We start from the raw sequence: 25583 nt of genomic DNA, 5'->3' as shown, positions 1-25583 counted from the left end.
CCGGCCATTTCGCCGCGCGCATCAGCTCACGGCCTGCCGTACCAGCGCGCTGATCCGCGCCTCCACCTCGGCCGTCACCTCGGTCAGTGCGAATCCGGCGGCCCACATCGTGCCGTCGTCCAGGTTCGCCTGGTCGCTGAAGCCGAGCGTCGCGTAGCGGGTCTTGAACTTCGCCGCGCTCTGGAAGTGGCACACGATCTTGCCGTCCAGCGCGTACGCGGGCATTCCGTACCAGAGCTTCGGCTCCAGCGCCGGAGCGGCTGCCGTGATGACGGCGTGGACACGTTCGGCCATGACCCGGTCCGAGTCATCCATTTCGGCGATCTTCGCGAGCACGTCCCGTGCCGCCTCCGCCGCCTTGTCCGCGCGGGAGGCCCGGCGTGCGGCCTTCTTCTGCTCCTGGGCGTGGTCCTTCATCGCGGCCCGTTCATCGGCCGTGAATCCCTCGTACGTGCTGCTGCTCATGACAGGTTCCCCTTTGAAGTTCTTGAAGCTCAGGCGGAGACGGTTTCCCAGACGAACCCATCCGGGTCGGTGAAGGGCCCGGCGTCGCCGCCGATCACGATGCGGTGCGAGCCGGTGCCCTCCTGGGCCATGCCGGTGTCCTTGGCCAGGGCGCGGCGCGGGTAGAGGGCCAGCGTGACTGCCGACGACGGGGTGTCGAACTCGACGTACTTGCCGCCGAAGCTCTTGGCCACGGCCAGGCCGCGTTCGACGTAGAACCGCCTGCTCGCCTTGACGTCCGCCACGCCCAGCAGGAGCGCGACCTGGTCGATCCGCCGGGCGGCGGGTTCGGTGTCCTTCTTCTTCGAGGACGCGATCTTGCAGATCGTCCCGTCCGGGGCGCGTAGGACGCCGCCGTAGCCCCAGAAGCTCTTTTCGGCCGGCTTCAGCGTCGTGGCGCCGGCGTCGAGGGCGGCGCCGATGAGGGCGTCCACGTTGCCGGGCTGGGCGGCCACGAGGGACAGCGTGAATCCGCGGAAGCCGGTCGTCGGCGCCTCTGAGGCGCGTACGCGTACGTGGGAGCCCAGGCCGAAGGCTTCGTAGAAGGCGGCCGCGGCGGTGGGGTCGGGAACTTCCAGGGTGATGGTCGCGAAAGTGGTCATGGCTGATCCTTTGGGTGAGGTGGGTTCGGTCGGTGGCGGAACGGCTCTCACCGGTCCTGGATCAGCCCGAGGACGTTGCCGTCGAGGTCGGTGACGGTGGCCACCAGGCGACCGCCGCCGACCTCGTGCGCGGCCTCCTTCACGGTGGCCCCCGCGGCGGTCACCTCGGCCAGCTTCGCCTCGATGTCGCTCACGTGCCAGTAGGCCACCGGCGAGGTCATGCCCTGCGGCCCACCGCCCGGCACCAGGCCGATGTGCTGGCCCTCGCTGTCGAAGCCGACGTAGTAGGCCGAGTCGCTCTGCGGCGGGATGCCGAGCAGGGCCGCGTACACGGCCTTGGCCTTGGCCAGGTCGGACACGGGGTGCAGGACGGTCTTGATGCCCTGGGTGGAAGAGGCGGTCATGGTTGCTCCTGTTGGTCGTGGATCACCGTGTGCACAGCTTCTCTTCCGGCCCGGCCGGTCCACATCCGTGGTGACCACGGAACCGAACACGGATCGATGGCACGGATCGCGTACGGAAGCACGCGGCTCACCGATCCGGGCCCGGTCACGCCTCAGGACGCGGGGCAGGTCACGTCGCGCGCGGGCATCTTGCCGTCCACCAGATAGCTCGTGGTGGTGTTCGAGGCGCAGGCGTTCTCACCCAGGAGGTAGACGCCGTGGCCGCTGGCGTCGACGCTCACCAGGCGGGCGCGGTCGCCGAACTTCTCGCGGAGCATCTCACCGCCGCGGTGGGGGGTGGGGATGTCGCGCTGGTTCTGGACGAGCAGCACGTTGGCCGGGCCCTCGTCGGTGATCTTCACCGGAGCCTCGGCCGGCTTGTACGGCCAGAAGGCGCACGGCGTGATGTTCGCGGCGGCCGCGCCGTACATCGGGTACCGTTCGCGGTCCTGTTCCACGGCGCGGCGATACGTGTTCACGTCCCTGGGCCACTGGATGTCGTTGCAGGTCACGGCCAGGAACACGGTGTAGGCGTTGTCCATGGGCGACGGGCCCGGCGGGACGGGCGTGGGCTTCGGCCAGGTGCCGGTCAGGAGGGTCTGCCACATCTGCGCCGCCGTGATGTACTGCGCCTCGCGGTAGAGCAGGGCGAACATGGCGGCCCGGAAGGTGGCGCCGTCGATGTCGGGCAGCGGCTTCCTGTCGAGGCGTTCGGCGAGCTTGAAGTACGTCGCACGCACCTCCTCCGGCGTGCGGCCCAGGCCGTAGGTGCCGTGCCGCTTGGCCGCCCACTTCGCGAAGTCGGGGAAGGTCTGCTCCATGCCCAGCCCGTAGCGGCGCATGCCGGCGGGGTCGAGGTGGGTGTCGCCGATGTTGCTGTCGAGCACGATGCGGTCGGACCGCTCGGGGAACATCGACGCGTAGGCGGCTCCCAGGGCCGTGCCGTAGGAGTAGCCGAGGAAGCTGGTCTTCTTCTCGCCGAGCGCGGCACGGATCCGGTCCAGGTCGCGAGCCATGTTCGCCGTCGACACGTGACGCAGGCGGCCGTCGCGGTCCTTCTGCGCGCACTGCTCCGCCGCCTGCTTGGCGACCTTCGCCCGCTTGACGACCGCCGCGTCGTCCACCGCGTACGGCGGGATGTTGGCGGCGTACGGCCCGTTGGCGGTGAATCCGCAGCTGACCGGCGCCGAATGCCCGATCCCCCTGGTGTCCATGCCGATCACGTCATAGCTGTCCTTCACGCTCGCGGGCAGCCCCCGGGTCATCAGGAACGCGGGCTGGCTCAACCCGGACCCGCCGGGGCCACCCGGGTTGAGCATCAGGATGCCCCGCCGCTTGACCGGATTCTGGCTGGCCAGCCGGGAGATCTTGATGTCGATCCTGGTGCCGTCCGGGTCGTTGTAGTCCAGCGGCACCGGCACGGTCGCGCAGTCCAGCTTGTTCGGTCCTGCCTCGGTCACGATCTCCTTCGGGCACTCGCCCCACTTCACCTGGGTCGCGGGCCTGGCGGTGGCGGATGCCGTGGCACCGGCCACGGCGGGCGCCGCCGTCAACGCGCCGGCGGCGCCGATCACGGCCACCACCGCCAGACTCCGCGCCACGCTGCGATGCATGGTCATGTGCTTCCCTCCTCGTACCGTTTACGCCACCGAGCCAACAGCGTGCCCTTGGGGCACAGTCAAGGAGAGCCGCACAGTGGTTCAGATCACACCCGGTTCCGCTTTGACTGTGCCCCTACGTCATGGTGTGGACTTGAGTCAGGAATGAGGGAGGCGAAGACAGTGGCGTGGAGCACCCGGCAACTTGCCGAACTCGCGGGCTCGACGGTGAAGACCATCCGGCACTACCACGAGATCGGGTTGCTGGAGATGCCCGAGCGCGCGGCGAACGGATACAAGCAGTACCAGATCTCGCACCTGCTCCGGCTCCTGCAGATCAGGCGGCTGAGCGATCTGGGGGTGCCGTTGTCGCAGATCGCCGCGATGGGACGGGCCGACCAGGAGCCGGACGAGGCGATCCGGGTGCTGGACGCCGAGCTGGAGGCGACGATCGAACGGCTCAACCGGATCCGCGCGGAGCTGGCCGTCATCCTGCGTCATCGCGCGCCGATGCACGTGCCGCCCGCGTTCGCTCCCATCTCCCATGACCTCTCCGACGCCGAACAGTCCATGCTCATGGTCTATTCGACGGTTTTCAGTGAGGAGGCCATGCGGGAGTTCCGTCAGATGATCACCGTACGGGACAACGCCGATGACGAGTTCGAGGCCGTCCCCGCGGACGCCGACGACGCCACGATCGACCGGATCGCCGAGCGCATGTTGCCGATGATCCGCAGGATGCGGGAAGAGCACCCGTGGGCGAACAGCCCGGTGGCGGACTCCCCCATGGGAGCGAAGCTGGCCGAGAACGCGATGGCGCACGCGGTGGTGGAGTTCTACAACTCCGCGCAGATCCGGGTCCTGCAGCGCATCAACGCCCTCCTCGAACAGGAGACGGACCCGACCGACCCCGCCGCCTAGACGTTCGCACGCGATGACATGGAGTCTGAAGTGTTCAAGGATTTGCGAAGACGCCGAGCCGTACAACGCGTCCAACCTGGAAATGGCCGTCCGCTCAAGCGTTTCCGCTGGTGGCAGACGCTTTCCCGGGCGTTGTTCTACCTGACGCTGCGGGACGCGCACGGCCGGCAAATGGTCTATGCCGTTGACGCCAACTATGTCGGGCGGTTCTTTTCCGAGGACGGCAAGGGCAAGGTCCACCTGTATCTCGACGGCAGGCATCACGCCGTGTCCACGCTCCCCGCCGTCTTTCCCGTCGAGGGCGGCACGATTGAGGTCGTGCCAACCCCCTTCGGGCTCAAGCGCTGCCACTACGTGACCGACGAGGGCACCGAGCGGCAACTCGTGCCCGATCGCAGCTCCGGCGAAGGGCGCCGCGCCCACCTCGACCGCGAGCGCCCCGGGCTGAGCCGGGCGATCGGTTTCTGCTCGCTGATCCTGCTCGTCATCCCGCTGCTTCTGCTCATTCCGCAGCTCATCGAGGTGGCTTTCAAATTCCCCCCGGTGTTTGAGAACTTCGGGACCTTCACCTCACCCATCCGGCTGCCGATCTGGCTCAACCTCGTGCTCGGGCTCGGTGCCGCCGCGGCCGCCTGGGAGCGCGCACTGCGCCTGCGCTACAACTGGCTGCTGGACTCCATGGCCAGGGGCGGAGGCGGATGACGGATCCGGCTACTCGCCGCCCTCGACGCAGAACTCATTGCCCTCCGGGTCGGCCATCACGACCCAGCCGCCCGGGGTAAGGCCCCGGCGATCGTCCACGACGCGTGCGCCCAGCGCTTCGAGCCGGGCGACCTCCTGCTCCTGGGATCCGTCCTGCGGCATGAGATCGAGGTGAACTCGATTCTTGGTGTGCTTGGGCTCGGGCACTTCGACGAAGACCAGGTGAGGGTAGGTGTCCCCTTCGGGGCCCACCCACCAGAAGGGGTTGCCCGGCATGTCCGCCTTCGTGCGGGGCCAGCGGGTGACCTCGCTCCAGAAGCGCGCCAGGGACTCGGCGTCGGAGCAGTCGAACGTCACGTTCATGATCGAGGACCAGCTCACTCGCGCCTCCCACGCCGGGCTCACCCACAACGGAGGCTTGCACGGGCGGGCCGAACACGGCAAACGGTTTTCGGCAGGCACCGGATCTCACCACGATCCGGTGCCTCAGGGCAGGTCCGGACCTCACCACGATCCGGTGCCTCAGGGCCGACCTCTAGCGGCGTTCCTGACGCCACTCCGAGATGATCTCGTCCACGTCGTAGGGCATCAGGTTGAGGGGTGGGCCCGACAGGCCGGTTCTGATGGCCTTGCGGATGCGGTCGTTGATCTCCTCGATGATGCGCCTGGCCTCGGCCTCTGACCGTGCGCCGCGGGCCTGCTTGAGGGCCTCCTCGGCGTCCTTGCGCAGCGCCAGCGTGGGTGGCAGCGGCATCGAGAGCCCTTCGCTCTCGATCTTCTGCTTGATCCACCACATCTCGTCAAGGTGCCTGCCCTGCCCCGGAAGCGGTTTGCCGCTGCCCGGCAGGTCGTCGAACTGCCCGCGTTCCTCCGCCTCCCGGATCTGCCGGTCGATCCAGCTCTCGAAGGGCATCCCCGTGGGCTTACGCTCTGTCAACGTACCGACCTCCTATGCCAGGTTGTGCCTTGGTGCCAAGGGGCCGCGCCAGCCGAGCACGGCCTCGGTCATGCGGACGGACGCGAGCGTCGCGGCCACGTCGTGCACGCGCAGGATGCGGGCGCCCTTGAGGATGGCGACCACGTTGGCGGCGATCGTGCCCTCCTTGCGCTCCCCCTGCGGCCGGTCGAGCGTCTCGCCGATGAAGTCCTTGTTGGACAGGGCCACCAGCGTCGGGTAGCCGATCGAGGTGATCTCCTCCAGCCGGCGCGTGATCTCCAGCGAGTGGAAGGTGTTCTTGTTCAGGTCGTGCCCGGGATCGATGATGATCTTGTCCGGGGCGATGCCGGCCTTCAACGCGAAGGCGATCCTTTCGCGCAGGAAGTCCGCCACCTCGCTGACGACGTCGGCGTAGCTGGGCCGGAAGACGCGGCGGCCCGGCCCTCCGAGGCTGTGCGTGACCACCACGCTCGCGCCGGTCTCCGCGGCGACCTCGGCGAGGCCAGGCTCGCGCAGGCCGTTGGTGTCGTTGATGACGTCGGCGCCGGCCTCGACGGCGGCCCTGGCGACCTCGGGACGGTGGGTGTCGACCGAGATCACGGCGTCGGTGGCGGCCCTGACCCTGGCGATGACGGGCGCGACCCGGTCGATCTCCTCGGCCACCCCGATCCGGGACTGGGCGGCGCTGAAGGCGAAGCCGCCGATGTCCACCCAGTCGGCCCCTTCCGCCACGGCCTTCGTCGCCGCCGCCACCGCGCTGTCGAGCTCGAAGGTGCGGCCCTGGTCGTGGAAGGAGTTGGGCGTCCTGTTGACGATGGCCATGATGGCGACCTGGCGCTCGAAATCGAACTCCCGCCGCCCCAGGCGCCGAACCGGGGAGATGATCTCCGGGGAAAGCTGCTCGCCGCTCACACATCGAGACTACCTGGCAGGATGGCCGGGCTCCCGCGCGCGGGGGATCAGGCGGTGAAGCCGCCGAACGGGCCTCTTCCCGGTGAGGCGACCCTGATGCGCCGCATGCTCCTGCGGGCGTGCAGACCGGCCTGGAGCGGTAACCGCATGGTGAGCAGAACGGTGGTGCCACCTGGCCCGGTGCGGAAGTCGACCGCGTCGCACAACCGCCTGATCAGATAGATCCCCCGGCCCGTGTAGGAGTGGTCGGACGGCCGTTTGAGGCCGTTGACGTACCCGTCGGGGATGCCGGCCCCCCGGTCGCTGGTCTCGGACCGGATGACTCCATCGACGGTCCACAACTTGAAACTCCCGTGCCCGCCCGCGTGCTCGACGGCGTTGACCACGCTCTCGTGCACGGCCAGTACGAAATCGTCCAGCCGGGGACCGTGCAGACCGTTCTGCTCGGCCGTCTCGGCCACCACGTGCCGCAGCTTGCTGACGTCTTGGAGGGTGAAGGTCTGGACGATCAAGGTACGCATGCGCTCCTCCGTGCCGTTCCGACACACAGGCCGCGCTTCAGGACCTCGCGTGCCCTTCCTCTTCCCCGGTGTGCGGAACTTACACGCAGTCGTCTGGTTAGGGACGTCCGCCAATTCCCGTGGCGAGTTCACGTACGCGGGCGACAGGACCGCCTTCCGGAGCCAGCGGCGCAGTGTCCATGCCCGCACCCTCGTGCAACCCGTCCAGGAGCGCCCGTACGGCCTCCTGCGCCGAGTGCCGTGGCCGCCAGCCGAGCACTTCTTTCGCCCGTTCTATCTTCATGACCGGAATTCGCAGGGCCATCTCCAGCAGCCCCGGCGCGGCGGGCACGAGCCGCAGGTGCCACCCCGCGGCCACCGCCGCCTTGGCCAGCCCGCGCGGGACCGGCACCGTACGGGCGCCCAAAAGGTTCGCCAGGTCGTGCGCGTCGAGCACGGGCTCCGCGGCGATGTTGAACGCGCCCCGCACGGGTCTGGTGACGGCCAGCCGGTAGGCCTCGGCCGCGTCCGCGGCGTGCAGCACCTGCATCCGCAGCCCGGGGATGTCCGGCACGAACGGCACCCGGCCCGCCCTGATCAGCCGGCTCGGCAGGAACGGCCCGGCGAACAGCCGGCGCTGCTCGGTCGCGGCCTCCCGCTGGAAGATGAAGCCGGGTCTCATCCGTACCACCCGGATGTTGCGGTGGTCGTGCTCGAAGACGTCCAGCACCCGCTCGACGTAGGCCTTCTCCCGCCCGTACGCGGCCTCCGGCCAGCCGTGCGTCGGCCAGCTCTCCTCCACCGGCCGGTCCTTGGGCCCCGGCGAGTACGCCGCCACGGACGAGGCGTGGATCAACGCCGGCACGCCCGCCTCCGCCACCGCGCGGAAGACGCGCATGCTGCCGAGCACGTTGGCCCGCCAGGTGGTGGCGGGATCCCTGGTCGGCTGGAACAACCACGCCAGGTGCACCACCGCGTCCGCGCCGTCGAAGATGCGCGTCAGGTCGCCGGTCGCCACGTCGGCCTGCCGCCAGTCGGTGCGCTCGACGCGCCAGCCCGGCAGGCGGCGCGCGACACCCACGATCGAGGTCACGTCGCGGTCGGCGGCCAGCGCGCGAACCACGCTCGTCCCGACGTTCCCGGTGGCGCCGACCACAACGACTCTCATGCGTGCTCCGCTGCCCCCCAAGAAGGCCCCGAAACCCCACTGAGCTGCCATGTCAGGGCGCGAACACATTCTTCACCGCTCCGTGTCAAGGCACGAGCGCGCTCCCCACCGCTCCGTGCCAAGAAATGAGCGCAGGGTCAGGGCGCGAGCACGATCTTGACGGCTCCGCCGGCCTTCTTCTGGAACGTCTCGTACGCCTGCGGCGCCTGCTCCAGCGGCAACCGGTGAGTGGTCAGATCCATCACCCCGAGCGGGTCGGCGTCCGTCGCGCTTGCCGTGCCAGGTGACCGCTTTCATGCTCGTCTCCTCAACGCTCGGAGCACAAAAGCCGCATACCCGCACATAGCACTCCAAACAGCTCCCGGCTCCTGGCCCGCGCCCTAGACTGCGCCGCATGGAACGCAGAGAGCCCACACCCTTCACTCCCGACGAGAAGGCGCGCTTCGTCGTCTCCATGTCCGAGTGGCTCGCCAAGGAACTGCTGGAGAAGGGCTCGACCCGGCTGGCCGGCGTGGACACCCCCGGCAACCAGGCCAACTTTCAGGAGGTGGCCACCCGGGTGAGCGCGATGCTCCAGCGCAAGGTGATCACCGTATCCAGCAGCCACGGCATGACGTTCGAGCTCGTCAACGAGCAAATCCCTGGCCAGGAGCGGTCCGCCATAACACCGTGATAGGGGTCATTTGACACGACCACTCCTCGTATCGGGTCTCGTACGGTGGCGGCACCCCCCAGTACGAGGAGAGTTCACATGCTCCCCAGAAAGACCCTGACGGCGGGAATCGCCTTGGCCGTCACCACCCTGATCGCCGTCCCGGCCGTCGCCTTCGCGGCGCGGAGCGGCCCGGACGACACCCTGTTCGACCAGGCCAGGACGAGCGCGTCCATCATGTCCGATCCCCCTCCCGGCCTGGTGGACGCGCTCGCCCGCGACCTCGGCGTCACCACGGAACAGGCCGGGCAACGGCTGGTGAACGAGGCCGCCGCGGCCGGCGTAGAGCCCCGCCTGCGCGCCCTGCTCGGCTCGGCCTACGCCGGCACCTGGGTCACCGGCCCGACCGCCACCCCGGTCGCCGCCACCACCGACCCGTCCAAGGCCGGCGACCTCGCGGCGGCCGGCGTCCAGGCCAGGGTGGTCACCCGCTCGCTCGACCGGCTCGACCAGGTCAAGACCGCCCTCGACCAGGCGTCGGCCAAGGCCCCGAAGACCGCGCCGGTCTGGTACGTGGACGTCCCGGGCAACACCGTGGTCGTCCTGACCTCCACCCCGTCCAAGGCCGCCGCCTGGGTACGGACCAGCGGCGCCGACCCCTCGGCCGTCCGCGTGGTGCGCTCCGACGAGCGCCCGGAGACCTACTACGACGTACGCGGCGGCGACGCCTACTACATCGGCACCGGTTCGCGCTGCTCGGTCGGCTTCTCCGTGACGCGGGCCGGCTCGCAGGGCGGCTTCGTGACCGCCGGCCACTGCGGCAACACCGGCGCGAGCACCACGGGCCACAACCGGGTGGCCCAGGGCACCTTCCGCGGCTCGTCCTTCCCCGGCAACGACTACGCCTGGATCGAGGTCAACACGCAGTGGACCCCCGTAGGCGTGGTGAACGGCTACAGCGCCGGCATCCTGCCCGTGCGCGGCTCGGCCGTCGCCCAGCCCGGCGCGTCGATCTGCCGCTCCGGCTCGACCACCCAGTGGCGCTGCGGCTCGGTGCAGCAGCTCAACACCAGCGTCACCTACCCGCAGGGCACGGTCAGCGGCGTGACCAGGACCAGCGTCTGCGCCGAGCCCGGTGACTCGGGCGGCTCGTTCATCTCGGGCGACCAGGCCCAGGGCGTCACCTCGGGCGGCTCGGGCAACTGTAGTTCGGGCGGCACGACGTACTTCCAGCCGGTCAACGAGATCCTGTCCACCTACGGGCTGACCCTGGCCACCCAGGGCGGCGGCCCCTCACCCACCATCACGCCGACGAACCCGGGCGGCACCTGGGCGCCCAACACGCCCTACGCGACGGGCGCCACCGTCACCTACGGCGGCGCCACGTACCGATGCCTGCAGGGTCACACCTCGCAGGTGGGCTGGGAACCTCCCATAGTGCCCGCCCTCTGGCAGCGGATCTAGGAAGAACCCCCAGGCCGGGGAGCCCCCTCCCCGGCCTGGGCCTCCTGCACGGTCTCGCCCGCCAGGGACTCCCGCTCCTCCGCGATGCGCAGGGCCTCCTCCACCAGCGTCTCCACGATCTGCGACTCGGGCACGGTCTTGACCACCTCGCCCTTGACGAAGATCTGGCCCTTGCCGTTGCCCGAGGCCACCCCCAGGTCAGCCTCCCTGGCCTCGCCGGGACCGTTGACCACGCACCCCATGACCGCCACCCGCAGCGGGTACGGGAACCCCTCCAGCGCCGCCGTCACCCGGTCGGTCAGCGTGTAGACGTCCACCTGGGCCCGCCCGCACGACGGGCAGGAGACGATCTCCAGTCGCCGCTCCCGCAGGCCGAGGGATTCCAGGATGCCGATGCCGACCTTGACCTCCTCCACCGGCGGCGCGGACAACGACACCCTGATCGTGTCGCCGATCCCCTCCTCCAGCAGGATGCCGAAGGCCACCGCCGACTTGACCGTGCCCTGTATGAGCGGCCCCGCCTCGGTCACGCCGAGGTGCAGGGGGTAGTCACACCTTCTGGCCAGCAGCCGGTACGCGGCCACCATCACCTGCGGATCGTGGTGCTTGACCGAGATCTTGATGTCGGTGAACCCGTGCTCCTCGAACAACGAGCACTCCCACAGCGCCGACTCCACCAGCGCCTCCGGCGTGGCCTTGCCATGCTTGGCCAGCAGCCGCCGGTCGAGCGACCCGGCGTTGACCCCGATCCGGATCGGCACGTCCCGATCGCGCGCAGCCCGTGCGATCTCTCCCACCTTGTCATCAAATTTCCTGATATTGCCGGGGTTGACGCGCACTGCGGCGCAACCCGCCTCGATGGCGGCGAAGACGTACTTCGGCTGGAAATGGATGTCGGCGATGACCGGGATCTGCGACTTGCGGGCGATCTGCGGCAGCGCGTCGGCGTCGTCCTGGGACGGCACGGCCACCCGGACGATCTGGCAGCCCGCCGCGGTCAGCTCGGCGATCTGCTGCAACGTGGCGTTGACGTCGGCCGTGACCGAGGTGGTCATGGACTGCACGGTGACGGGGGCGTCGCCGCCGACCGGCACGCCGCCCACCATGACCTGGCGGGAGACGCGACGCGGACGGCGGGCGGCGGGCAGCCCGAGACTTACAGGGGCCATCTGTTCAGTTCCTTTCTGATCGCGTACGCGATGCCCTGACCGGTGAGCCCGGCCTCGGCCAGCAGTTCGGACCTGCTGCCCTGGCCGATGAACTCGCACGGCAGACCGAGGTTGAGCATCCGCGGGCCCGGCGCGCAGACCTGCCGGACCAGTGCGCCGGCCCCGGAGGAGGCGACGCCGTCCTCGACCGTGACCACCAGCCGGCTGGCGCAGACCAGCTTGCCCAGGTCCGCCGAGACCGGGATGACCCAGCGCGGATCGACCACGGTCACGCCGAGGCCCGTCGCGGCCAGCATCGCGGCGGCGCTCAGGCACGGCCCGGCCATCGGCCCGATGGCCACGATGAGCACGTCGCCGCCGCCGGCGGCCAGCACGTCCAGCGCGCCGACGCTGCCGGCCGGCGGTATCTCCGCCTCCGCCGCCGCCTTGGGGAAGCGCAGCGCCGTGGGGCCGCCGTGCTCCACGGCCTCCTCCAGCAACTCGTGCAGGCGGACCACGTCGCGCGGGGCGGCCACCCGCATTCCGGGCACTAGCGCCAGCGCGGCCAGGTCCCACATGCCGTGGTGGCTGGGCCCGTCGGGCCCGGTGATCCCGGCCCGGTCGAGTGCCAGCGTCACCGGCAGCCGGTGCAGCGCGATGTCCATCAGCACCTGGTCGATCGCGCGGTTGAGGAAGGTGGCGTAGATCGCGACCACGGGGTGCAGGCCGCTCATGGCCATGCCCGCGGCCGAGGCCAGGGCGTGCTGCTCGGCGATGCCGACGTCGAACATGCGCCCGGGGAAGCGCCGGCCGAAGGCGGCCAGCCCGGTGGGGCCCGGCATGGCCGCGGTGATGGCGACCAGGTCGTGACGCCGCTCGCCCAGCGCGCACAGGTGCTCGGCGAAGGCGTGCGTCCAGGTGGGCGTGCGCGGCGCGACGGGCTGCCCGGTCGCCGGGTCGGTGACCGGGATGGCGTGCAGGTGTTCGTCGAGGTCCTGCTCGGCGGGCTCGTAGCCGTGACCCTTGCGGGTCAGGCAGTGCACCACCACCGGCTCGCGCAACTCGCGCGCCGCGCGCATGGCCTGCTCCAGCGCCTCGATGTCGTGCCCGTCCACCGGGCCGAGGTAACGCAGGCCGAGGTTCTCGAAGACGGTGATGCCGGGGGCGGCGCGCAGCCGGTCGAGGTGGCCGGCGCAGCCGCCGACCGTCGGCGCGTAGGAGCGGCCGTTGTCGTTGAGCACGACGATGACCGGGCGGTGCCTGGCCGCGCCCAGGTTGTTGAGCGCCTCCCAGGCCACGCCGCCGGTGAGCGCGCCGTCGCCGACCACGGCGACCACCGCCCGCCGGTCGTCGCCGGCCAGGGCGCGGGCCTTGGCCATGCCGTCGGCGTAGGACAGCGCGGTGGAGGCGTGCGAGCTGGCCAGGTGGTCGTGGGGTGACTCCTCCCTGCTGGGGTAGCCGCTCAGGCCGCCCCGGCAGCGCAGCGCGTCGAAGCTGGTGCGGCGGCCGGTGAGGATCTTGTGGACGTACGCCTGGTGTCCGGTGTCGAACACGATCAGGTCCTCGGGTGAGTCGAACACCCGGTGCAGCGCGATCGTGAGCTCGACGATGCCGAGGTTGGAGCCGAGGTGGCCGCCCCTCGCGCTCACTTTGTCGATCAGGAAGTCGCGGATTTCCCTGGCCAGCCCGGGAAGGAGCCGGGCGGGGAGGGCTTGCAGGTCATCGGGGGTGGAAACGTAGGGCAGCAGGGTCTTCATGACATCCCCTGACACTGGGTTTGCAGTGGCAAAAGAAGAGTTGAGCCACAAAAGACACTTTACACGCTCCGTATTCAATGAGTAACTAGGGGTAGTGACTGACTGAACAGAAGGAGCCGCGCGCATGCCGGTGGGCTTCACTCAGCAACCCCTTGGTGCACGGATTGATCGGCGTCTGAGCGATTTCCTGGACAACTGGCGGACCCCCGTGTCCGACCCCGGCGTGGAGACCGCGTACGGCCTGCTGGTCGACTTCATCCTGAGCGGCGGCAAGCGTGTGCGGCCGCATCTGTGTTACTGGGGCTGGCGCGGCGCCGGCGGGGACGACTGCGAAGAGATCATCAGCGCCGCGGCCGCCCTTGAGCTGTGCCACGCGGGCCTGCTCATCCACGACGACATCATGGACGGCAGCCAGCTGCGCCGCGGCCACGCCACCGTGCACAGGAGCCTGACCGACCTGCACCGCGGCCCGGGAGCCGAGGCGTTCGGGCGGGCCGGCGGCATCCTGCTCGGCACGCTCAGCCTGGCCTGGTCGGACGCGCTGCTGTCGTCGTGCGGAGTTGACGCGACCCGGCTGCGCGCGGCGCACCACCTGTTCGACGCCATGCGCACCGAGGTCATCAGCGGCCAGTACCTCGACGTCCTGGCCCAGCTCCGCTCCGGCGCGACCGAGGCGGAGGCGCTGACGGTGATCCGCTACAAGAGCGCCAAGTACACCGTCGAGCGTCCGCTGCAGATCGGCGGCGCGCTGGCCGGCGCCTCGAAGGAGTTGCTGGAGTCGTACTCGCGCTTCGGCGTGCCGCTGGGCGAGGCGTTCCAGCTCCGCGACGACGTGCTCGGCACGTTCGGCGCGGCGGCGGAGACCGGCAAGTCGGCGCTGGACGACCTGCGCGAGGGCAAACAGACCGTGATGTACGCCCACGCCGTGCAGCACGCCTCCCCCGGCCAGCTCACCCACCTGCGCGCCTGGCACGGCAACCCGGCGCTGACCGAGGAGCACGCCGAGCGGATGCGTGAGACCTTCCGCGACACCGGCGCGCTGGCCAAGGTCGAACAGATGATCGAACAACGCGTGCGCGAGGCCATGTCGGCCCTGGCAGAGGCGCCGATCAAGCCGGATGCCGCCGGCGTGCTTGCCCAGATGGCCGACCAGCTCGCGCACCGGACCAAGTAGAGGGGTCACCCATCATGGGCCGGGTACTTCTGGCGGCCCCGCGCGGCTACTGCGCGGGCGTCGAACGTGCGATCTTGACGGTGGAGGAGGCGCTGAAGCGCTTCGGGCCACCTGTCTACGTGCGTAAGCAAATCGTGCACAACACCCACGTGGTGGACGACCTGACCCGTCGCGGCGCGGTCTTCGTCGAGGAGCTCGACGAGGTTCCCGACGACGCGCTGGTCGTCTTCTCCGCGCACGGCGTCTCGCCGGCGGTGAAGGGGGCGGCGCGGGAGCGCGGGCTGCGTACCATCGACGCCACCTGCCCGCTGGTCACCAAGGTGCACAAAGAGGCCGTGCGGATGGCCGAGGACGGATACGAGATCGTGCTCATCGGCCACGCCGAGCACGAGGAGATCGAGGGCACGCTCGGCGAGGCCCCGGAACGCATCCACGTCGTGGACCCTGCCAGGACCGGCGAGGTCTCCCCCGGTCGCCCGCAAAAGGTGAGCTGGTTGTCGCAGACCACGCTGTCGGTGGACGAGACCATGCGTGCCGTCGGCGAGCTGCGCGAACGCTTCCCCGACCTGGTCGATCCGCCCAGCGACGACATCTGCTACGCCAGCCAGAACCGCCAGGAGGCGATCGCCGCGATCGCGCCGCGGTGCGAGCTGGTCATCGTCGTCGGCTCGGCCAACTCCTCCAACTCCCGGCGGCTGGTGGAGGTCGCGCTGGACGCGGGCGCGAAGGCGGCCTACCTGGTGGACCGGGCCGCCGACGCCGACGAGCGATGGCTCGACGGCGTCGAGACCGTCGGGGTCAGCTCCGGCGCCTCCGTGCCCGACCTGCTGGTCACCCAGCTCCTCGACTGGCTCGCGGCCGGCGGATACGCCGACGTGGAGCCGGTGACCCTCACAGAAGAGACCCTGACCTTCTCGCTCCCGCTCGAACTCCGTTCCAACCGCAGGCCCGGCTAGGCCCCACACCGAGATTGGCGGTGCACCACGATGACCGAAACAACGCACACGACCGCGCCTGAAAACGGCGGCAACGGGCAGCTGAGCCTCAGCACCGATGCCGCCAGGCAACTCGCCACGACGACCAAGACGCCGCCGCAGATGCAGGAGATCACCTCCCGCTGGTTGCTGCGGCTGCTGCCGTGGGTGCAGTGCTCGGGCGGCGTGTTCCGGGTGAACCGGCGGCTGACGTACACGCTCGGGGACGGCCGGATCACCTTCAGCACCACGGGGTCCGATGTCCGGGTCATCCCGGCGGAGCTGACCGAGCTGCCGATGCTGCGCGGCTTCGATGAGATGGAGGTGCTCGAAGCGCTGGCCGACCGTTTCACCCAGCGCGAGATCGAGGCCGATCAGCAGATCGTCGCGGAGGGCGACGAGGTGGACGAGCTCGTGCTGATCGCCCACGGCCGGGTGGCCAAGGCCGGGCGCGGCGCGTACGGCGACGACCAGAACCTCGGCGTGCTGGCCGACGGCGACTACCTCGGCGAGCAGGCCCTGGTCCAGGGCGGGCAGCACGCCTACACCGCCCGCACCAAGACGGCCACCACCGTGCTGACGCTCTCCCGGCGGGACTTCGAGGAGGTCGCCGAGCAGTCCTCCGCGCTGCGCGAGCACGTCGAGAACTGGCGTACCGGCGGTGACCGCGCCCAGAACGACTATGGCGAGGCCGCGATCGACATGTCCTCCGGCCACATCGGCGAGCACGCGCTGCCCGGCACGTTCGTGGACTACGAGGTGTCCCCGCGCGAATACGAGCTGAGCGTCGCCCAGACCGTCCTGCGCGTGCACAGCCGGGTCACCGACCTGTACAACCAGCCGATGAGCCAGCTCGACCAGCAGCTCCGCCTCACGGTCGAGGCCCTGCGCGAGCGCCAGGAGACCGAGCTGGTCAACAACAAGGAGTTCGGCCTGCTGCACAACGCCGACTTCGGCCAGCGCATCCGCCCCCGCTCGGGGCCGCCCACCCCGGACGACCTCGACGACCTGCTGGCCAAGGTGTGGAAGGAGCCCTCGTTCTTCCTGGCCCACCCGCAGGCCATCGCCGCCTTCGGCAGGGAGTGCAGCAAGCGCGGCGTCTACCCGGAGACCAATGAGGTCGGCGGGCACCGGGTGTCGGCCTGGCGGGGGGTGCCGATCTTTCCGTGCAACAAGATCCCGGTGTCGGGCACACAGACGACGTCGATCGCGCTCATGCGTACCGGGCAGGAGAACCAGGGTGTCATCGGCCTGCACCAGACCGGCATCCCCGACGAGTACCAGCCGAGTTTGTCGGTCCGCTTCATGAACGTCAACGAGAAGGCGGTCGTCTCCTACCTGGTCAGCGCCTACTACTCGGCCGCCGTCCTGGTGCCGGACGCGCTCGCCCTGCTGGAGGACGTCGAGCTCGGCAGGAACGGCTGACCTGAGCCCCTTCCGCCGGCCGTCCGGGCGGGGCGGCCGGCGGAGGACGCCGACCTTGAAGGAGCCACCTTTGTCACAGCCGTTTGAACTGCCGGACTTCTATCTGCCGTACCCTGCCCGGCTCAACCCCCATCTCGAAGCGGCCCGCACGCACTCCAAGCGGTGGGCCCGCGAGCTGGGCATGCTCGAAGGCTCGGGCGTCTGGGAAGAGGCCGACCTGGACGCCCACGACTATCCGCTCTTGTGCTCCTACACCCATCCCGACTGCGACGCCGCCGAGCTGTGCCTGGTCACCGACTGGTACGTGTGGGTCTTCTTCTTCGACGACCACTTCCTGGAGGTCTTCAAACGCTCCGGCGACCTGCGGGGCGGCAAGGACTACCTGAACCGGCTGGCCCGCTTCATGCCGATGGGCTCGGACCTGACCGTGCCGGAGCCGGCCAACCCGGTCGAGGCGGGCCTGGCCGACCTGTGGTCGCGTACGGTGCCCGGCATGTCGCTGGCCTGGCGGGCGCGTTTCGCGGAGAGCACCCGCAACCTGCTGGACGAGTCGCTCTGGGAGCTGGCCAACATCAACACCGGGCGGGTGGCCAACCCGGTCGAGTACATCGAGATGCGCCGCAAGGTCGGCGGCGCACCCTGGTCGGCCGGGCTCGTCGAGCACGCCGTGCGGGCCGAGGTGCCGGCCGGGATCGCGGCCACCCGGCCGCTGCGGGTGCTGCGCGACTCCTTCTCCGACTCCGTGCACCTGCGTAACGACCTGTTCTCCTACCAGCGCGAGGTCGGGGACGAGGGCGAGCTGAGCAACGGCGTGCTGGTGCTGGAGAAGTTCCTCGGCTGCGGCACGCAGGAGGCCGCGAACGCGGTCAACGACCTGCTGACCTCGCGCATGCAGCAGTTCGAGCACACGGCGGTCTTCGAGCTGGGGCCGCTGTTCGTGGAGCAGGCCGTGGACCCGCTGAGCGCCGCCGGCGTGCTGGCCTACGTCAAGGGGCTGCAGGACTGGCAGTCGGGCGGGCACGAATGGCACATGCGCTCCAGCAGGTACATGAACGAGCGGGCGCGGGCCGCCCGGCCGCTGGGCATGTCGGCGCTGGTGGACCGGCTGGGCGCCAAGCGGCTGCGCAACTTCACGCACGTGCCGTACCAGCGGGTGGGGCCCTCGCGGATCCCCGAGCTGAGCGTGCCGTACGACCTCAGGCTCTCGCCCCACCTGGACGCCGCCCGCCGCAACCTGGTGGTCTGGTGCGCCGCGATGGGCATACTCGAACCCCCGAGCGGGATCGGCCCGGCGGTGTGGGACGCGGACAGGCTGATCGACATCGATCTGCCGCTGTGCGCGGCGGGCCTGCATCCCGACGCCTCTCCCGAGGAGCTGGACCTGGCCTCGCGCTGGCTGGCCTGGGGGACGTACGGGGACGACTACTTCCCCGTAGCCTACGGCAGGACGCGCAACCTGGCGGCGGCCAAGGTGACGGTGGACCGGCTCGGGGCGTTCATGCCGCTGGACCTGTCGCCCGTGCCGCCGCCGGCCAGCCCGCTGGAGCGCGGGCTGGCGGACGTGTGGGTGGCGACGGCCGGGCCGATGCCGCCGCAGGATCGGCGCAAACTGCGCACGGCGGTCGAGGACATGTGCGCGAGCTGGTTGTGGGAGCTGGCCAACGAGATCGCGGGCCACATCCCCGATCCGGTGGACTACCTGGAGATGCGCCGGCAGACCTACGGCGCCGACCTGACGATGAGTCTGTGCCGGCTGCGGCACTCCAAGGGGATTTCGGCGGAGTTCTACGCCAGCGGCCCCATGGTGGCGCTGGAGAACGCGATGCAGGACGCCGGGCTGCTGGTCAACGACGTCTTCTCCTACCAGAAGGAGATCGAGTTCGAGGGTGAGGTGCACAACTGCGTCCTGGTGGTGCAGAACTTCTTCGACTGCGACTATCCGGCGGCGCTCGGCATCGTCAGTGATCTGCAGGTCTCGCGGGTGGCGCAGTTCGAGCACATCGTCGCGAACGAGTTGCCGGTTCTGTGCGACGACTTCGGCCTGGACGCCGAGGCGCGCGCGGAGGTGGACGCGTTCGTGACCGAGTCGCGCGACTGGCTGGCCGGGATCCTCAACTGGCACCGCAACTGCTTCCGCTACGACGAGCCGTCGCTGCTGCGCCACAACCGGCCTCCCGACCTGCGCCCCGGCGGGCCCAGCGGCCTGGGCACCTCGGCCGCGATGGTCAGTCCCACAGGGGCGCGTGGCGGACCTTGGGCTGGTAGAACCACCCCATCATGCTCAGCAGCCGCTGCTGGTACGGCGTGACGTTGCGCAGGCGGATCCACCGCTGAGAGGGCGGCAGCCCGGGCATGACGAGCACGCGCAGCCCCGAGACGTCGATGAAGGTCAGCGCGCCGGTGTCGACCACGATGTAACCGCCCTGCCGGCAACCCGCCAGGGCGGTGGCCAGCGCGGGGCTGTTGGAGGCGTCGATCTCGCCCACGAGCGCGACAGCCGGCACTCCCGGCGCCGCCGCCAGGCTGATCGTCAGCTGGTCGTCCTGGTAGAGCAGCCGTTCCTGGACGTTCACACTCCCCACCCCCAACACGGCACGTTCTGGGGGTTGTCGCCGCGCCGGCACCCACGCGGCGGACCATCGCGTCCGGCGATTAATCCAAAATCCAGGCTACACCACGTTTGTTTCGCTATGTAATCTTCGTCGGTTTATGACCGATTTTTCGGGTAATCCTGAATGTCGCCGTCCGGGCGCCGCGCGCGCCGGCCGTTCCCCCGGGCCGCGACGGGGTGAGCCGGTTTGCCGACGATCTCCCCAGCGACCTGCGGCGACGCCTGGTGACCGCTTCGAGCCATCCAAAAGGCCGAAATATCAGCTTATTGCGGCTGGAACGGATGGCGTTTTGTCGCAACGAAGGGCGAGAAAGGCACAGAGAAGACAACTGTGACGTCTCCGGGCGCGGCTCGAAACGGGAGCGCTGATAGCCATGAAACAGAGACTGGTGCTGGTGGCTCTGTGTGTGATCGTGAGCGCCGCACACGCGGCTCCCGCCCTGGCCGGCCGCACCTCGGCCGGCGTGCTCGCGCTCAGGACCGCACTGGAGATGATCGGGGTCCCGTACGCGTGGGGCGGCGGCGGGGTGCACGGACCCGGCTACGGCATCGGCCGGGGCGCCAAGACCAAGGGGTTCGACTGCTCGGGACTGACGGAGTACGCCTACGCGCGGGCCGGAACCCTCATCGGAACCACCACTTCGGAGCAGTGGCGCTCGGGCGTACGGGTGCCAAGGGAACTGCTCGAACCGGGGGACCTGGTCTTCTACGACAGCGACCCGAGCAGCCCGGGGCCGAGCCACGTGGGGCTGGTGGTGGACGCCGAACGCATGGTGCACGCGCCGCACACCGGCGCTTCGGTGCGGATCGATCCGCTGGACCGCGACGACCTGCTGGGATTCGTCCGGCCGGAGGTCGGCCGCGACGCGATGGGCCTGTGACATGCGTCGGCCGTACGCCCCCGGCCGACCCTCAAGGGGGTCGTGCCGGGGACGTACGGCCACCGAACGTTTCCGGTATGCCGGGAGCCGACTCCGTGGACTCGCGAGTCTCCACGGCCCGGCCCCCGATCACCTGAGGCGAAAGGAGAACGGTTGACCACGCGGCCCGGTCCGGAACGGAGCCGCCGCGCTATCCCTGCCTGACTGCCCTACGTCTTAACGAGCCTGGGCGCGGCCGTTGTCGATGTCGGTGTCGACGTTGCCGTCACCGACCATCGGCTGGTTGTTGTTCAGCGCCTGGGCGTTGATCTCGTCCGCGATCTGGATGACGTTGACCTCGATGTCGTGCAGGATGTCGTTGGCCGCATTGTTCAGGATGTCATCGATGATCTGGAACTGGGACAGCAGCGCCTGGCCCTTGTTCGTGACGTTGGGCCCGACGTCGGCGGACGCCGCGGTGGCGGAGAAGCTGAGCGCGGCGGCCGCGATCGCGGCACCGGCCAGAATACGACGGATCATGTTTGTGTTCCTCCATGGGAAAGGCGCGGAAGTCCAGCGCCCAAAGGTTATTCGCACAGGGCGGTTAGGTGCCGCGAACAACGATCGTGGGAGACGATTCATATCGCAACTCGAAATCCCCCTCATGGAGGTCAAGGAGGCGCTTTTATTCTTTGGCACTGGTATTTCGCGGCCATCGAAGTGGTCCACGGATAACGCGTCAATGCCGCACGGTCGAACGGCCGGCACCAATGGTTCGATGCGTCCGCCATACGTCCTCGGCCTGGCCTTGCGGGGTCGTGCCGAGGACGTATGGCCGCTGAACGCTATCGGTGCTTCGAAAGCCGTTCCGTGGCCTCGCGAGTCTCCACGATCTGTTCTTTCACTCACCTGGGGCAGCGGAGGGACGTCGGCCGCGTTCCGGTCCGGATCGCCGGCCGCCGTGCGCTCTCCGCTGAACGACCCGCGTCTTAGCGGGCCTGGGAGGCGCCGTTGTCGATGTCGGTGTCCCTGTTGTGGTTGCCGACCTCGGGCTGGTTGTTGTTCAGCGCGCTGACGTTGACCTCGTCCAGGATCTGGATGACGTTGACCTCGATGTCGTGCAGCGAGTCGTTCAGCACGTTGTTCAGGGCGTCGTCGATGATCTGGAACTGGCTCAGGATCGCCTGGCCGCCGTTGTACGGGTTGGGGCCGACGTCGGCGGACGCGGCGGAGGCGGAGAAGCCGAGCGCGACAGCCGCGATCGCGGCACCGGCCAGAATACGACGGATCATGTTTGTGTTCCTCCGTGGGAAAAGGCGCGGATATTCAGCGCCATAGTCGTTCGTGCGGGGCTGTGTGGTGCCGCGATTAACGATCGCGGTAAGCGGCGGAGTCCGCAACCTGGAAAGACCTGATGGAGGTCAAAAAGACGCCTCGGTTTTTTGGCATCTTTCCTTAAGCCGCGTCATGTCGCCGTGGGACGGCGAGACTCCGCCGCCGACTCTTCGTCGGCTCGGGAGCGGGCGGGCGGAGAGGACCGCGCCTGGTCACTTCTCCGCTCCCGCACCTCGGACTAGCGGGCCTGGGCCTGGCCGTTGTCGATGTCGGTGTCCCAGTTGTGGTTCTGGACCTGCGGCTGGTTGTTGTTCAGCGCGCTGACGTCGACCTCGTCCAGGATCTGGATGACGTTGACCTCGATGTCGTGCAGCACGTCGTTGAGGGAGTCGTTCAGAGCGTCGTCGATGACCTGGAACTGGCTCAGGATGGCCGCACCCGAGTTGTTCGGGTTGGGGCCGACGCCGGCGGACGCGGCGGAGGCGGAGAAGCCGAGCGCGACAGCCGCGATCGCGGCACCGGCCAGAATACGACGGATCATGTTCACGTTCCTCCATGGATAGGCGCGGGAATCAGCGCCACAGACGTTCGTGCAGGGCTCATAGGTGCCGCGAATAACAATCGCGGTAACTCACCCTGGCCGCAACACAAAAATCCCTGATCGAGGTCAAAAAGCCGCCTCGGTTTCTTGGCATCATTCCCGGCCGGCCGCCGTCCCTATATCGGACCGGGGCGGAGAACGAGGAAGACCGCGTCCGGTCCGGACGCGGTCTTCCTTGGTTCTGCTATCAGATTAGCGGGCCTGCGAGTGGCCGTTGTCGATGTCGGTGTCGACGTTGTGGTCGCCCACCGTCGGCTGGTTGTTGTTCAGCACGCTGGCGTTCACCTCGTCCAGCAGGGAGATGATGTTGACCTCGATGTCGTGCAGCGAGTTGTTCAGCGCGTTGTTCAGCACGTCGTCGGCGATCTGGAACTGACTCGCGACGTTCGCGCCCTCGTTGTGCGTGTTGGGGCCGAGGTCGGCGGACGCGGCGGTGGCCGAGACGCCGATGGCGGCGGCCGCGATCGCGGCACCGGCCAGAATACGACGGATCATGTTTACGTTCCTCCATGGATAGGCGCGGAATTCAGCGCCGCAGTCGTTTGCGCATGGCTCATGGGTGCCGCAATTAACAATCGCGGCAACTCGCCTAAACCGCAACGCAGAACGGCCTTTTCGAGGTCAAATGGGTGCCTCGATTCTTTGGCCGCGACTTTTCCCTTCCGGAGCAACGGGGTCTCTGCTGACGAGCATTCAACCTCTGTCCGACCTGCCGCCGGGACCCATGGGCCAATCGTTCACCGCCCTTTGGGCAATGATCAACCGGCCCTTTGGGGCTCCATCATCGGCCCTCGGGGTCGGCCAGGCGGTCGAGGGCGGCCGACAGGCGCCGGACGACTTCCAGGCACTCCCGCGCCTGCTCGGCCCCCAGCTCCCCCACCAGGCGGTCGGCGAAATCCTGATGAGCAGGGGTGATCCTGTCGATCGACTCCCGCCCGGCCGCCGTGGGCCGCAGCAGCTTGGCGCGCCGATGCGCCGGGTTGGGCCGGTATTCGGCCAGCCCTCGCTCCACCAGCAGATCCGCGATCCGCTGCACCCCTTGTCTGGTCATCCCCATGGCACGGGCGATCCCCGCGACGGGCAACGGCTCGCGCAGCACGGCGCCCAGCACCTGCCACCACGCGGCCGTCATCCCCGCCGGCTGCGCCAGCCCCTCCGCGACCCGGAGGAACTGCCCGTTGAGCCGGAAGGCCCCCAGCGCCATCCCCGACAGCAGGTCACCGCTCTCGCTCACGCCGACATCAGCACCTCGAAGGCGGAGGCGTCGCTCTTGGCGAAGAGCCGGAACCAGGCGTCGAGCACCTCGGGCCGGAAGACGTCGAGCCGCCGGAAGATCTCCCTGGCGAACGCCACCTGCTCCGTCGGCCCGGCCGTGACGAGGTCGCGGTCGAGCACCGCGTCGCCGTCGAGGTAGCGCTTCGCGCCCGCGTAGCCCTCCTGCGCCAGCAGATACTGCGCCACGGCGCTGGTGTGGTCACGGTCGTCCAGCAGGCCCTCGCGGGCCAGCCCGGCCGTCGCGCCGCAGATGGCCGCCACCGGCACCCCGGCGTCGAGGAACTCGCGGGCCTTGCGCGCGAACGGCGCCAGCGTCTGCCCGGTGTCCCACAGGTCGGCCCCGGGCAGGATGAGCAGCGCGCTGTCGGCCGGTGAGAGGTCGGCGAGCGCGCGGTCGGGGGTGACGCTCAGGCCGCCCATGGACCGCACCGGGTCGGTGGTCAGGCCCACGGTGACGACCTCGTAGCCGCCCGGCTCCCGGTGGTAGCGCCCGTTGCGCAGGTGCGCGGTCGCGTGACCGGTCTCCCAGTCGGCGAAGGTGTCGTACACGGCATGGTGAACGATGCGGTTCTGCATGACAGTATGTTGTCATTTCGACAGTGTGTTGTCAACACAGAACCGTGCGAGGATGGTCCGCATGGCAGAGATCGTCGGCGGCGGACGTCCGGTCAACGACGCCGAACGGCGCGTGATCGCTTATCTACGCGATCACGCCCCCGCCGACTGGCTGCTGCTGCACAACGTCGAGGTCCCGCGCGGCCACGACGTCTTCGAGGTGGACCTGCTCGTGCTGACCGCGCACTCCCTCGTGGTCGTGGACGTCAAGGGCACCAGAGGGCGCATCGAGGTGTCGGGCACCCGCTGGTTCCCGCCGCGCAGGGAGGCGTTCGGTTCGCCGGTGGCCAAACTGCGGGGCACCGCGAAGGCGCTCAAGGGCCTGCTGGTGTCCAGGGCCACCCAGCTCGAACGCGTCTACGTCGACAGCCTGGTCGTGCTCACCTCGCCCGACGCCGAACTGGTGGACCCGGCGGGCCGCGACGCGGTCAACGTCACCGACCTGACCGGCCTGCTGGCCACGCTGAGCGACCTGACGCGGGTCAGGCGCGGGTGCAGCCCCGACGCCAGGCCGTACATGACGGCGATCCTCGACGCGCTCAACCAGACCGTACGCCGCAGCACCGCCCCGCCCAGGTTCGGCAACTGGGAGGTCGAGGAGCAGCTCGGCGGCGACACCAAGGTCACCGAATACCGCGCGTTCAACGCCACGCTGCCCGGCAGCGAGACCGTGCTGCTGCGCGTCTACCAGGCCGATCCGCTGGCCGACCAGGAGGCGCGGGCGGCCGAGCGGCAGCGCATCGCCAACGCCTACCAGACGCTGGCCCGCATCCCGCCGCACCCGTGCGTGGTGCGCTCGCGCGACTTCTTCGCCATCGACGACGAGAGCCGGTTCGTGCTGGTGCTCGACGACGTGCATGGCCAGGCGCTGCACCTGTCGCTGGGCCAGGGCGCCTCGCTCAGCGTGATCCAGGACCTGCTGCGCGGGCTGGCGCACGCGCACGCCAACGGCGTGGTGCACCGGGCGCTCACCCCCGCCTCCGTGCTGGTCACCGACGACGGGCACGCGGTGCTGACCGGCTTCGACTACGCCAAGCCAGGCCCGCGCAACTACACCGTGGCGCACGAACTGGGCAACGTGCTCGACGCCCACTACGTGGCGCCGGAGTGCCAGGAGCGGCCCGACCTCATGACCACCGCCTCCGACGTGTACGCGGCCGGCGCCATCGCCTTCCAGCTCCTGACCGGCCACCTGCCCACCAGCGGCGACGCCCAGGGGCCCGACGTGCCCGAGGTGGTGCGGCGGATGCTCGACCACTCCCCGGCCAAGCGGCCCACCGCGGCCGAGGCGCTGGAGGACCTGCGCAACGCGGGCGCCGCACCCCGGGAGTCCAGGCTCAGGCGGTTCGTCCGCCGCATGGTGTCCCGATGACGATCCGGCCTACGGGCGCGTGATCGTGTCGAG

Annotated in this window: 28 protein-coding genes; 10 read left to right on the top strand and 18 right to left on the bottom strand. The window is 69.4% G+C overall.

What is annotated here, in order from left to right:
• Positions 1-21 precede the first annotated feature (21 nt).
• The 4 genes from AB0I81_RS41000 to AB0I81_RS40985 form a co-directional block, all read right to left on the bottom strand.
• Positions 22-465, bottom strand: a complete 444-nt coding sequence (locus tag AB0I81_RS41000; RefSeq protein ID WP_360668984.1) for a DUF1801 domain-containing protein — start codon at positions 463-465, stop codon at positions 22-24.
• A 29-nt stretch (positions 466-494) separates the two neighbouring features.
• Positions 495-1106, bottom strand: a complete 612-nt coding sequence (locus AB0I81_RS40995; RefSeq protein WP_360668981.1) for a glyoxalase — start codon at positions 1104-1106, stop codon at positions 495-497.
• Positions 1107-1153: 47 nt separating this feature from the next.
• The gene (locus AB0I81_RS40990) at positions 1154-1510 is read right to left on the bottom strand and encodes a VOC family protein (protein WP_360668978.1); all 357 of its coding nucleotides are present in this window, start codon (positions 1508-1510) and stop codon (positions 1154-1156) included.
• Positions 1511-1662: 152 nt separating this feature from the next.
• Positions 1663-3168, bottom strand: a complete 1506-nt coding sequence (locus tag AB0I81_RS40985; protein ID WP_360668975.1) for an alpha/beta hydrolase — start codon at positions 3166-3168, stop codon at positions 1663-1665.
• Between the two features lie 162 nt (positions 3169-3330).
• On the opposite strand from AB0I81_RS40985, the gene AB0I81_RS40980 reads away from it, so the two are divergent.
• On the top strand, positions 3331-4068 hold the full coding sequence (locus AB0I81_RS40980; RefSeq protein WP_360668972.1) for a MerR family transcriptional regulator: 738 nt from the start codon (positions 3331-3333) through the stop codon (positions 4066-4068).
• Between the two features lie 30 nt (positions 4069-4098).
• On the top strand, positions 4099-4770 hold the full coding sequence (locus tag AB0I81_RS40975; protein ID WP_360668969.1) for a hypothetical protein: 672 nt from the start codon (positions 4099-4101) through the stop codon (positions 4768-4770).
• Between the two features lie 9 nt (positions 4771-4779).
• Here the strand turns inward: AB0I81_RS40975 and AB0I81_RS40970 are convergent, their stop codons facing one another.
• The 5 genes from AB0I81_RS40970 to AB0I81_RS40950 all read right to left on the bottom strand — a co-directional run bounded on the left by AB0I81_RS40970 (position 4780) and on the right by AB0I81_RS40950 (position 8287).
• A complete protein-coding gene (locus AB0I81_RS40970) occupies positions 4780-5151 on the bottom strand; it encodes a VOC family protein (protein ID WP_360668966.1) in 372 nt (123 codons plus the stop codon).
• 154 nt (positions 5152-5305) lie between these two features.
• On the bottom strand, positions 5306-5707 hold the full coding sequence (locus AB0I81_RS40965; RefSeq protein ID WP_360668963.1) for a DUF1992 domain-containing protein: 402 nt from the start codon (positions 5705-5707) through the stop codon (positions 5306-5308).
• 12 nt (positions 5708-5719) lie between these two features.
• On the bottom strand, positions 5720-6619 hold the full coding sequence (gene folP, locus AB0I81_RS40960; protein ID WP_360668961.1) for a dihydropteroate synthase: 900 nt from the start codon (positions 6617-6619) through the stop codon (positions 5720-5722).
• A gap of 47 nt (positions 6620-6666) precedes the next feature.
• The gene (locus AB0I81_RS40955) at positions 6667-7140 is read right to left on the bottom strand and encodes an ATP-binding protein (protein ID WP_360668958.1); all 474 of its coding nucleotides are present in this window, start codon (positions 7138-7140) and stop codon (positions 6667-6669) included.
• Between the two features lie 97 nt (positions 7141-7237).
• Positions 7238-8287 carry an NAD-dependent epimerase/dehydratase family protein gene (locus tag AB0I81_RS40950; protein WP_360668955.1) on the bottom strand — a complete coding sequence of 350 codons (1050 nt, stop codon included), beginning with the start codon at positions 8285-8287 and terminating at the stop codon, positions 7238-7240.
• Between the two features lie 394 nt (positions 8288-8681).
• Between AB0I81_RS40950 and AB0I81_RS40945 the strand changes: the two genes are divergently transcribed.
• A complete protein-coding gene (locus AB0I81_RS40945; protein ID WP_360668952.1) occupies positions 8682-8960 on the top strand; it encodes a hypothetical protein in 279 nt (92 codons plus the stop codon).
• A 78-nt stretch (positions 8961-9038) separates the two neighbouring features.
• The gene (locus AB0I81_RS40940) at positions 9039-10403 is read left to right on the top strand and encodes a trypsin-like serine protease (RefSeq protein ID WP_360668950.1); all 1365 of its coding nucleotides are present in this window, start codon (positions 9039-9041) and stop codon (positions 10401-10403) included.
• Here AB0I81_RS40940 and ispG read toward each other — a convergent pair.
• On the bottom strand, positions 10400-11572 hold the full coding sequence (gene ispG, locus AB0I81_RS40935) for a flavodoxin-dependent (E)-4-hydroxy-3-methylbut-2-enyl-diphosphate synthase (protein WP_360668947.1): 1173 nt from the start codon (positions 11570-11572) through the stop codon (positions 10400-10402). The two genes, AB0I81_RS40940 and ispG, sit on opposite strands and share 4 nt — an antisense overlap.
• Complete coding sequence (locus AB0I81_RS40930; protein WP_360668944.1) at positions 11560-13308, bottom strand: 1-deoxy-D-xylulose-5-phosphate synthase; 1749 nt, start codon at positions 13306-13308, stop codon at positions 11560-11562. The genes ispG and AB0I81_RS40930 overlap by 13 nt, the downstream gene beginning before the upstream one ends.
• A 124-nt stretch (positions 13309-13432) precedes the next feature.
• On the opposite strand from AB0I81_RS40930, the gene AB0I81_RS40925 reads away from it, so the two are divergent.
• From AB0I81_RS40925 to AB0I81_RS40910, 4 genes are all read left to right on the top strand, one after another.
• Positions 13433-14482 (top strand): polyprenyl synthetase family protein, encoded by a 1050-nt coding sequence (locus tag AB0I81_RS40925; protein WP_360668941.1) that lies wholly within the window; start codon positions 13433-13435, stop codon positions 14480-14482.
• 14 nt (positions 14483-14496) lie between these two features.
• A complete protein-coding gene (locus AB0I81_RS40920) occupies positions 14497-15438 on the top strand; it encodes a 4-hydroxy-3-methylbut-2-enyl diphosphate reductase (RefSeq protein WP_360668938.1) in 942 nt (313 codons plus the stop codon).
• A gap of 30 nt (positions 15439-15468) precedes the next feature.
• Positions 15469-16881 (top strand): family 2B encapsulin nanocompartment shell protein, encoded by a 1413-nt coding sequence (locus AB0I81_RS40915; protein ID WP_360668935.1) that lies wholly within the window; start codon positions 15469-15471, stop codon positions 16879-16881.
• Between the two features lie 70 nt (positions 16882-16951).
• Positions 16952-19189: a terpene synthase family protein gene (locus AB0I81_RS40910; RefSeq protein WP_360668932.1), complete on the top strand. Its 2238-nt coding sequence runs from the start codon at positions 16952-16954 to the stop codon at positions 19187-19189.
• Here AB0I81_RS40910 and AB0I81_RS40905 read toward each other — a convergent pair.
• Positions 19107-19454 (bottom strand): STAS domain-containing protein, encoded by a 348-nt coding sequence (locus AB0I81_RS40905; protein WP_360668930.1) that lies wholly within the window; start codon positions 19452-19454, stop codon positions 19107-19109. The two genes, AB0I81_RS40910 and AB0I81_RS40905, sit on opposite strands and share 83 nt — an antisense overlap.
• A gap of 412 nt (positions 19455-19866) precedes the next feature.
• Between AB0I81_RS40905 and AB0I81_RS40900 the strand changes: the two genes are divergently transcribed.
• The gene (locus AB0I81_RS40900) at positions 19867-20373 is read left to right on the top strand and encodes a C40 family peptidase (protein ID WP_360668927.1); all 507 of its coding nucleotides are present in this window, start codon (positions 19867-19869) and stop codon (positions 20371-20373) included.
• Positions 20374-20589: 216 nt separating this feature from the next.
• Here the strand turns inward: AB0I81_RS40900 and AB0I81_RS40895 are convergent, their stop codons facing one another.
• From AB0I81_RS40895 to AB0I81_RS40870, 6 genes are all read right to left on the bottom strand, one after another.
• A complete protein-coding gene (locus AB0I81_RS40895; RefSeq protein WP_360668924.1) occupies positions 20590-20892 on the bottom strand; it encodes a hypothetical protein in 303 nt (100 codons plus the stop codon).
• Positions 20893-21341: 449 nt separating this feature from the next.
• Complete coding sequence (locus AB0I81_RS40890; protein ID WP_360668921.1) at positions 21342-21644, bottom strand: hypothetical protein; 303 nt, start codon at positions 21642-21644, stop codon at positions 21342-21344.
• Positions 21645-21925: 281 nt separating this feature from the next.
• The gene (locus AB0I81_RS40885; RefSeq protein WP_360668918.1) at positions 21926-22228 is read right to left on the bottom strand and encodes a hypothetical protein; all 303 of its coding nucleotides are present in this window, start codon (positions 22226-22228) and stop codon (positions 21926-21928) included.
• Positions 22229-22480: 252 nt separating this feature from the next.
• Entirely contained in the window at positions 22481-22783 is a 303-nt protein-coding gene (locus tag AB0I81_RS40880) for a hypothetical protein (RefSeq protein ID WP_360668915.1), read from the bottom strand.
• Between the two features lie 286 nt (positions 22784-23069).
• The gene (locus AB0I81_RS40875; RefSeq protein ID WP_360669103.1) at positions 23070-23492 is read right to left on the bottom strand and encodes a helix-turn-helix domain-containing protein; all 423 of its coding nucleotides are present in this window, start codon (positions 23490-23492) and stop codon (positions 23070-23072) included.
• A gap of 26 nt (positions 23493-23518) precedes the next feature.
• Positions 23519-24139 carry a type 1 glutamine amidotransferase family protein gene (locus tag AB0I81_RS40870; protein ID WP_360668912.1) on the bottom strand — a complete coding sequence of 207 codons (621 nt, stop codon included), beginning with the start codon at positions 24137-24139 and terminating at the stop codon, positions 23519-23521.
• Positions 24140-24200: 61 nt separating this feature from the next.
• On the opposite strand from AB0I81_RS40870, the gene AB0I81_RS40865 reads away from it, so the two are divergent.
• Positions 24201-25550, top strand: a complete 1350-nt coding sequence (locus AB0I81_RS40865; protein WP_360668909.1) for an NERD domain-containing protein kinase family protein — start codon at positions 24201-24203, stop codon at positions 25548-25550.
• Positions 25551-25583 lie beyond the last annotated feature (33 nt).

The organism is Nonomuraea sp. NPDC050404, assembly GCF_040655495.1.
Taxonomy (GTDB): domain Bacteria; phylum Actinomycetota; class Actinomycetes; order Streptosporangiales; family Streptosporangiaceae; genus Nonomuraea.
The sequence above is the reverse complement of the archived record's forward strand: the minus strand, read 5'-3'. Positions and strand labels throughout refer to the sequence as shown.

Excerpts from the sequence above, each read along its gene's own strand:
- AB0I81_RS41000 (WP_360668984.1), bottom strand. The coding sequence starts at position 465 with ATGAGCAGCAGCACGTACGAGGGATTCACGGCCGATGAACGGGCCGCG.
- AB0I81_RS40995 (WP_360668981.1), bottom strand. The coding sequence starts at position 1,106 with ATGACCACTTTCGCGACCATCACCCTGGAAGTTCCCGACCCCACCGCC.
- AB0I81_RS40990 (WP_360668978.1), bottom strand. The coding sequence starts at position 1,510 with ATGACCGCCTCTTCCACCCAGGGCATCAAGACCGTCCTGCACCCCGTG.
- AB0I81_RS40985 (WP_360668975.1), bottom strand. The coding sequence starts at position 3,168 with ATGACCATGCATCGCAGCGTGGCGCGGAGTCTGGCGGTGGTGGCCGTG.
- AB0I81_RS40955 (WP_360668958.1), bottom strand. The coding sequence starts at position 7,140 with ATGCGTACCTTGATCGTCCAGACCTTCACCCTCCAAGACGTCAGCAAG.
- AB0I81_RS40950 (WP_360668955.1), bottom strand. The coding sequence starts at position 8,287 with ATGAGAGTCGTTGTGGTCGGCGCCACCGGGAACGTCGGGACGAGCGTG.
- AB0I81_RS40945 (WP_360668952.1), top strand. The coding sequence starts at position 8,682 with ATGGAACGCAGAGAGCCCACACCCTTCACTCCCGACGAGAAGGCGCGC.
- AB0I81_RS40940 (WP_360668950.1), top strand. The coding sequence starts at position 9,039 with ATGCTCCCCAGAAAGACCCTGACGGCGGGAATCGCCTTGGCCGTCACC.
- ispG (WP_360668947.1), bottom strand. The coding sequence starts at position 11,572 with ATGGCCCCTGTAAGTCTCGGGCTGCCCGCCGCCCGCCGTCCGCGTCGC.
- AB0I81_RS40930 (WP_360668944.1), bottom strand. The coding sequence starts at position 13,308 with ATGAAGACCCTGCTGCCCTACGTTTCCACCCCCGATGACCTGCAAGCC.
- AB0I81_RS40925 (WP_360668941.1), top strand. The coding sequence starts at position 13,433 with ATGCCGGTGGGCTTCACTCAGCAACCCCTTGGTGCACGGATTGATCGG.
- AB0I81_RS40920 (WP_360668938.1), top strand. The coding sequence starts at position 14,497 with ATGGGCCGGGTACTTCTGGCGGCCCCGCGCGGCTACTGCGCGGGCGTC.
- AB0I81_RS40915 (WP_360668935.1), top strand. The coding sequence starts at position 15,469 with ATGACCGAAACAACGCACACGACCGCGCCTGAAAACGGCGGCAACGGG.
- AB0I81_RS40900 (WP_360668927.1), top strand. The coding sequence starts at position 19,867 with ATGAAACAGAGACTGGTGCTGGTGGCTCTGTGTGTGATCGTGAGCGCC.
- AB0I81_RS40895 (WP_360668924.1), bottom strand. The coding sequence starts at position 20,892 with ATGATCCGTCGTATTCTGGCCGGTGCCGCGATCGCGGCCGCCGCGCTC.
- AB0I81_RS40890 (WP_360668921.1), bottom strand. The coding sequence starts at position 21,644 with ATGATCCGTCGTATTCTGGCCGGTGCCGCGATCGCGGCTGTCGCGCTC.
- AB0I81_RS40885 (WP_360668918.1), bottom strand. The coding sequence starts at position 22,228 with ATGATCCGTCGTATTCTGGCCGGTGCCGCGATCGCGGCTGTCGCGCTC.
- AB0I81_RS40880 (WP_360668915.1), bottom strand. The coding sequence starts at position 22,783 with ATGATCCGTCGTATTCTGGCCGGTGCCGCGATCGCGGCCGCCGCCATC.
- AB0I81_RS40875 (WP_360669103.1), bottom strand. The coding sequence starts at position 23,492 with ATGGCGCTGGGGGCCTTCCGGCTCAACGGGCAGTTCCTCCGGGTCGCG.
- AB0I81_RS40870 (WP_360668912.1), bottom strand. The coding sequence starts at position 24,139 with ATGCAGAACCGCATCGTTCACCATGCCGTGTACGACACCTTCGCCGAC.
- AB0I81_RS40865 (WP_360668909.1), top strand. The coding sequence starts at position 24,201 with ATGGCAGAGATCGTCGGCGGCGGACGTCCGGTCAACGACGCCGAACGG.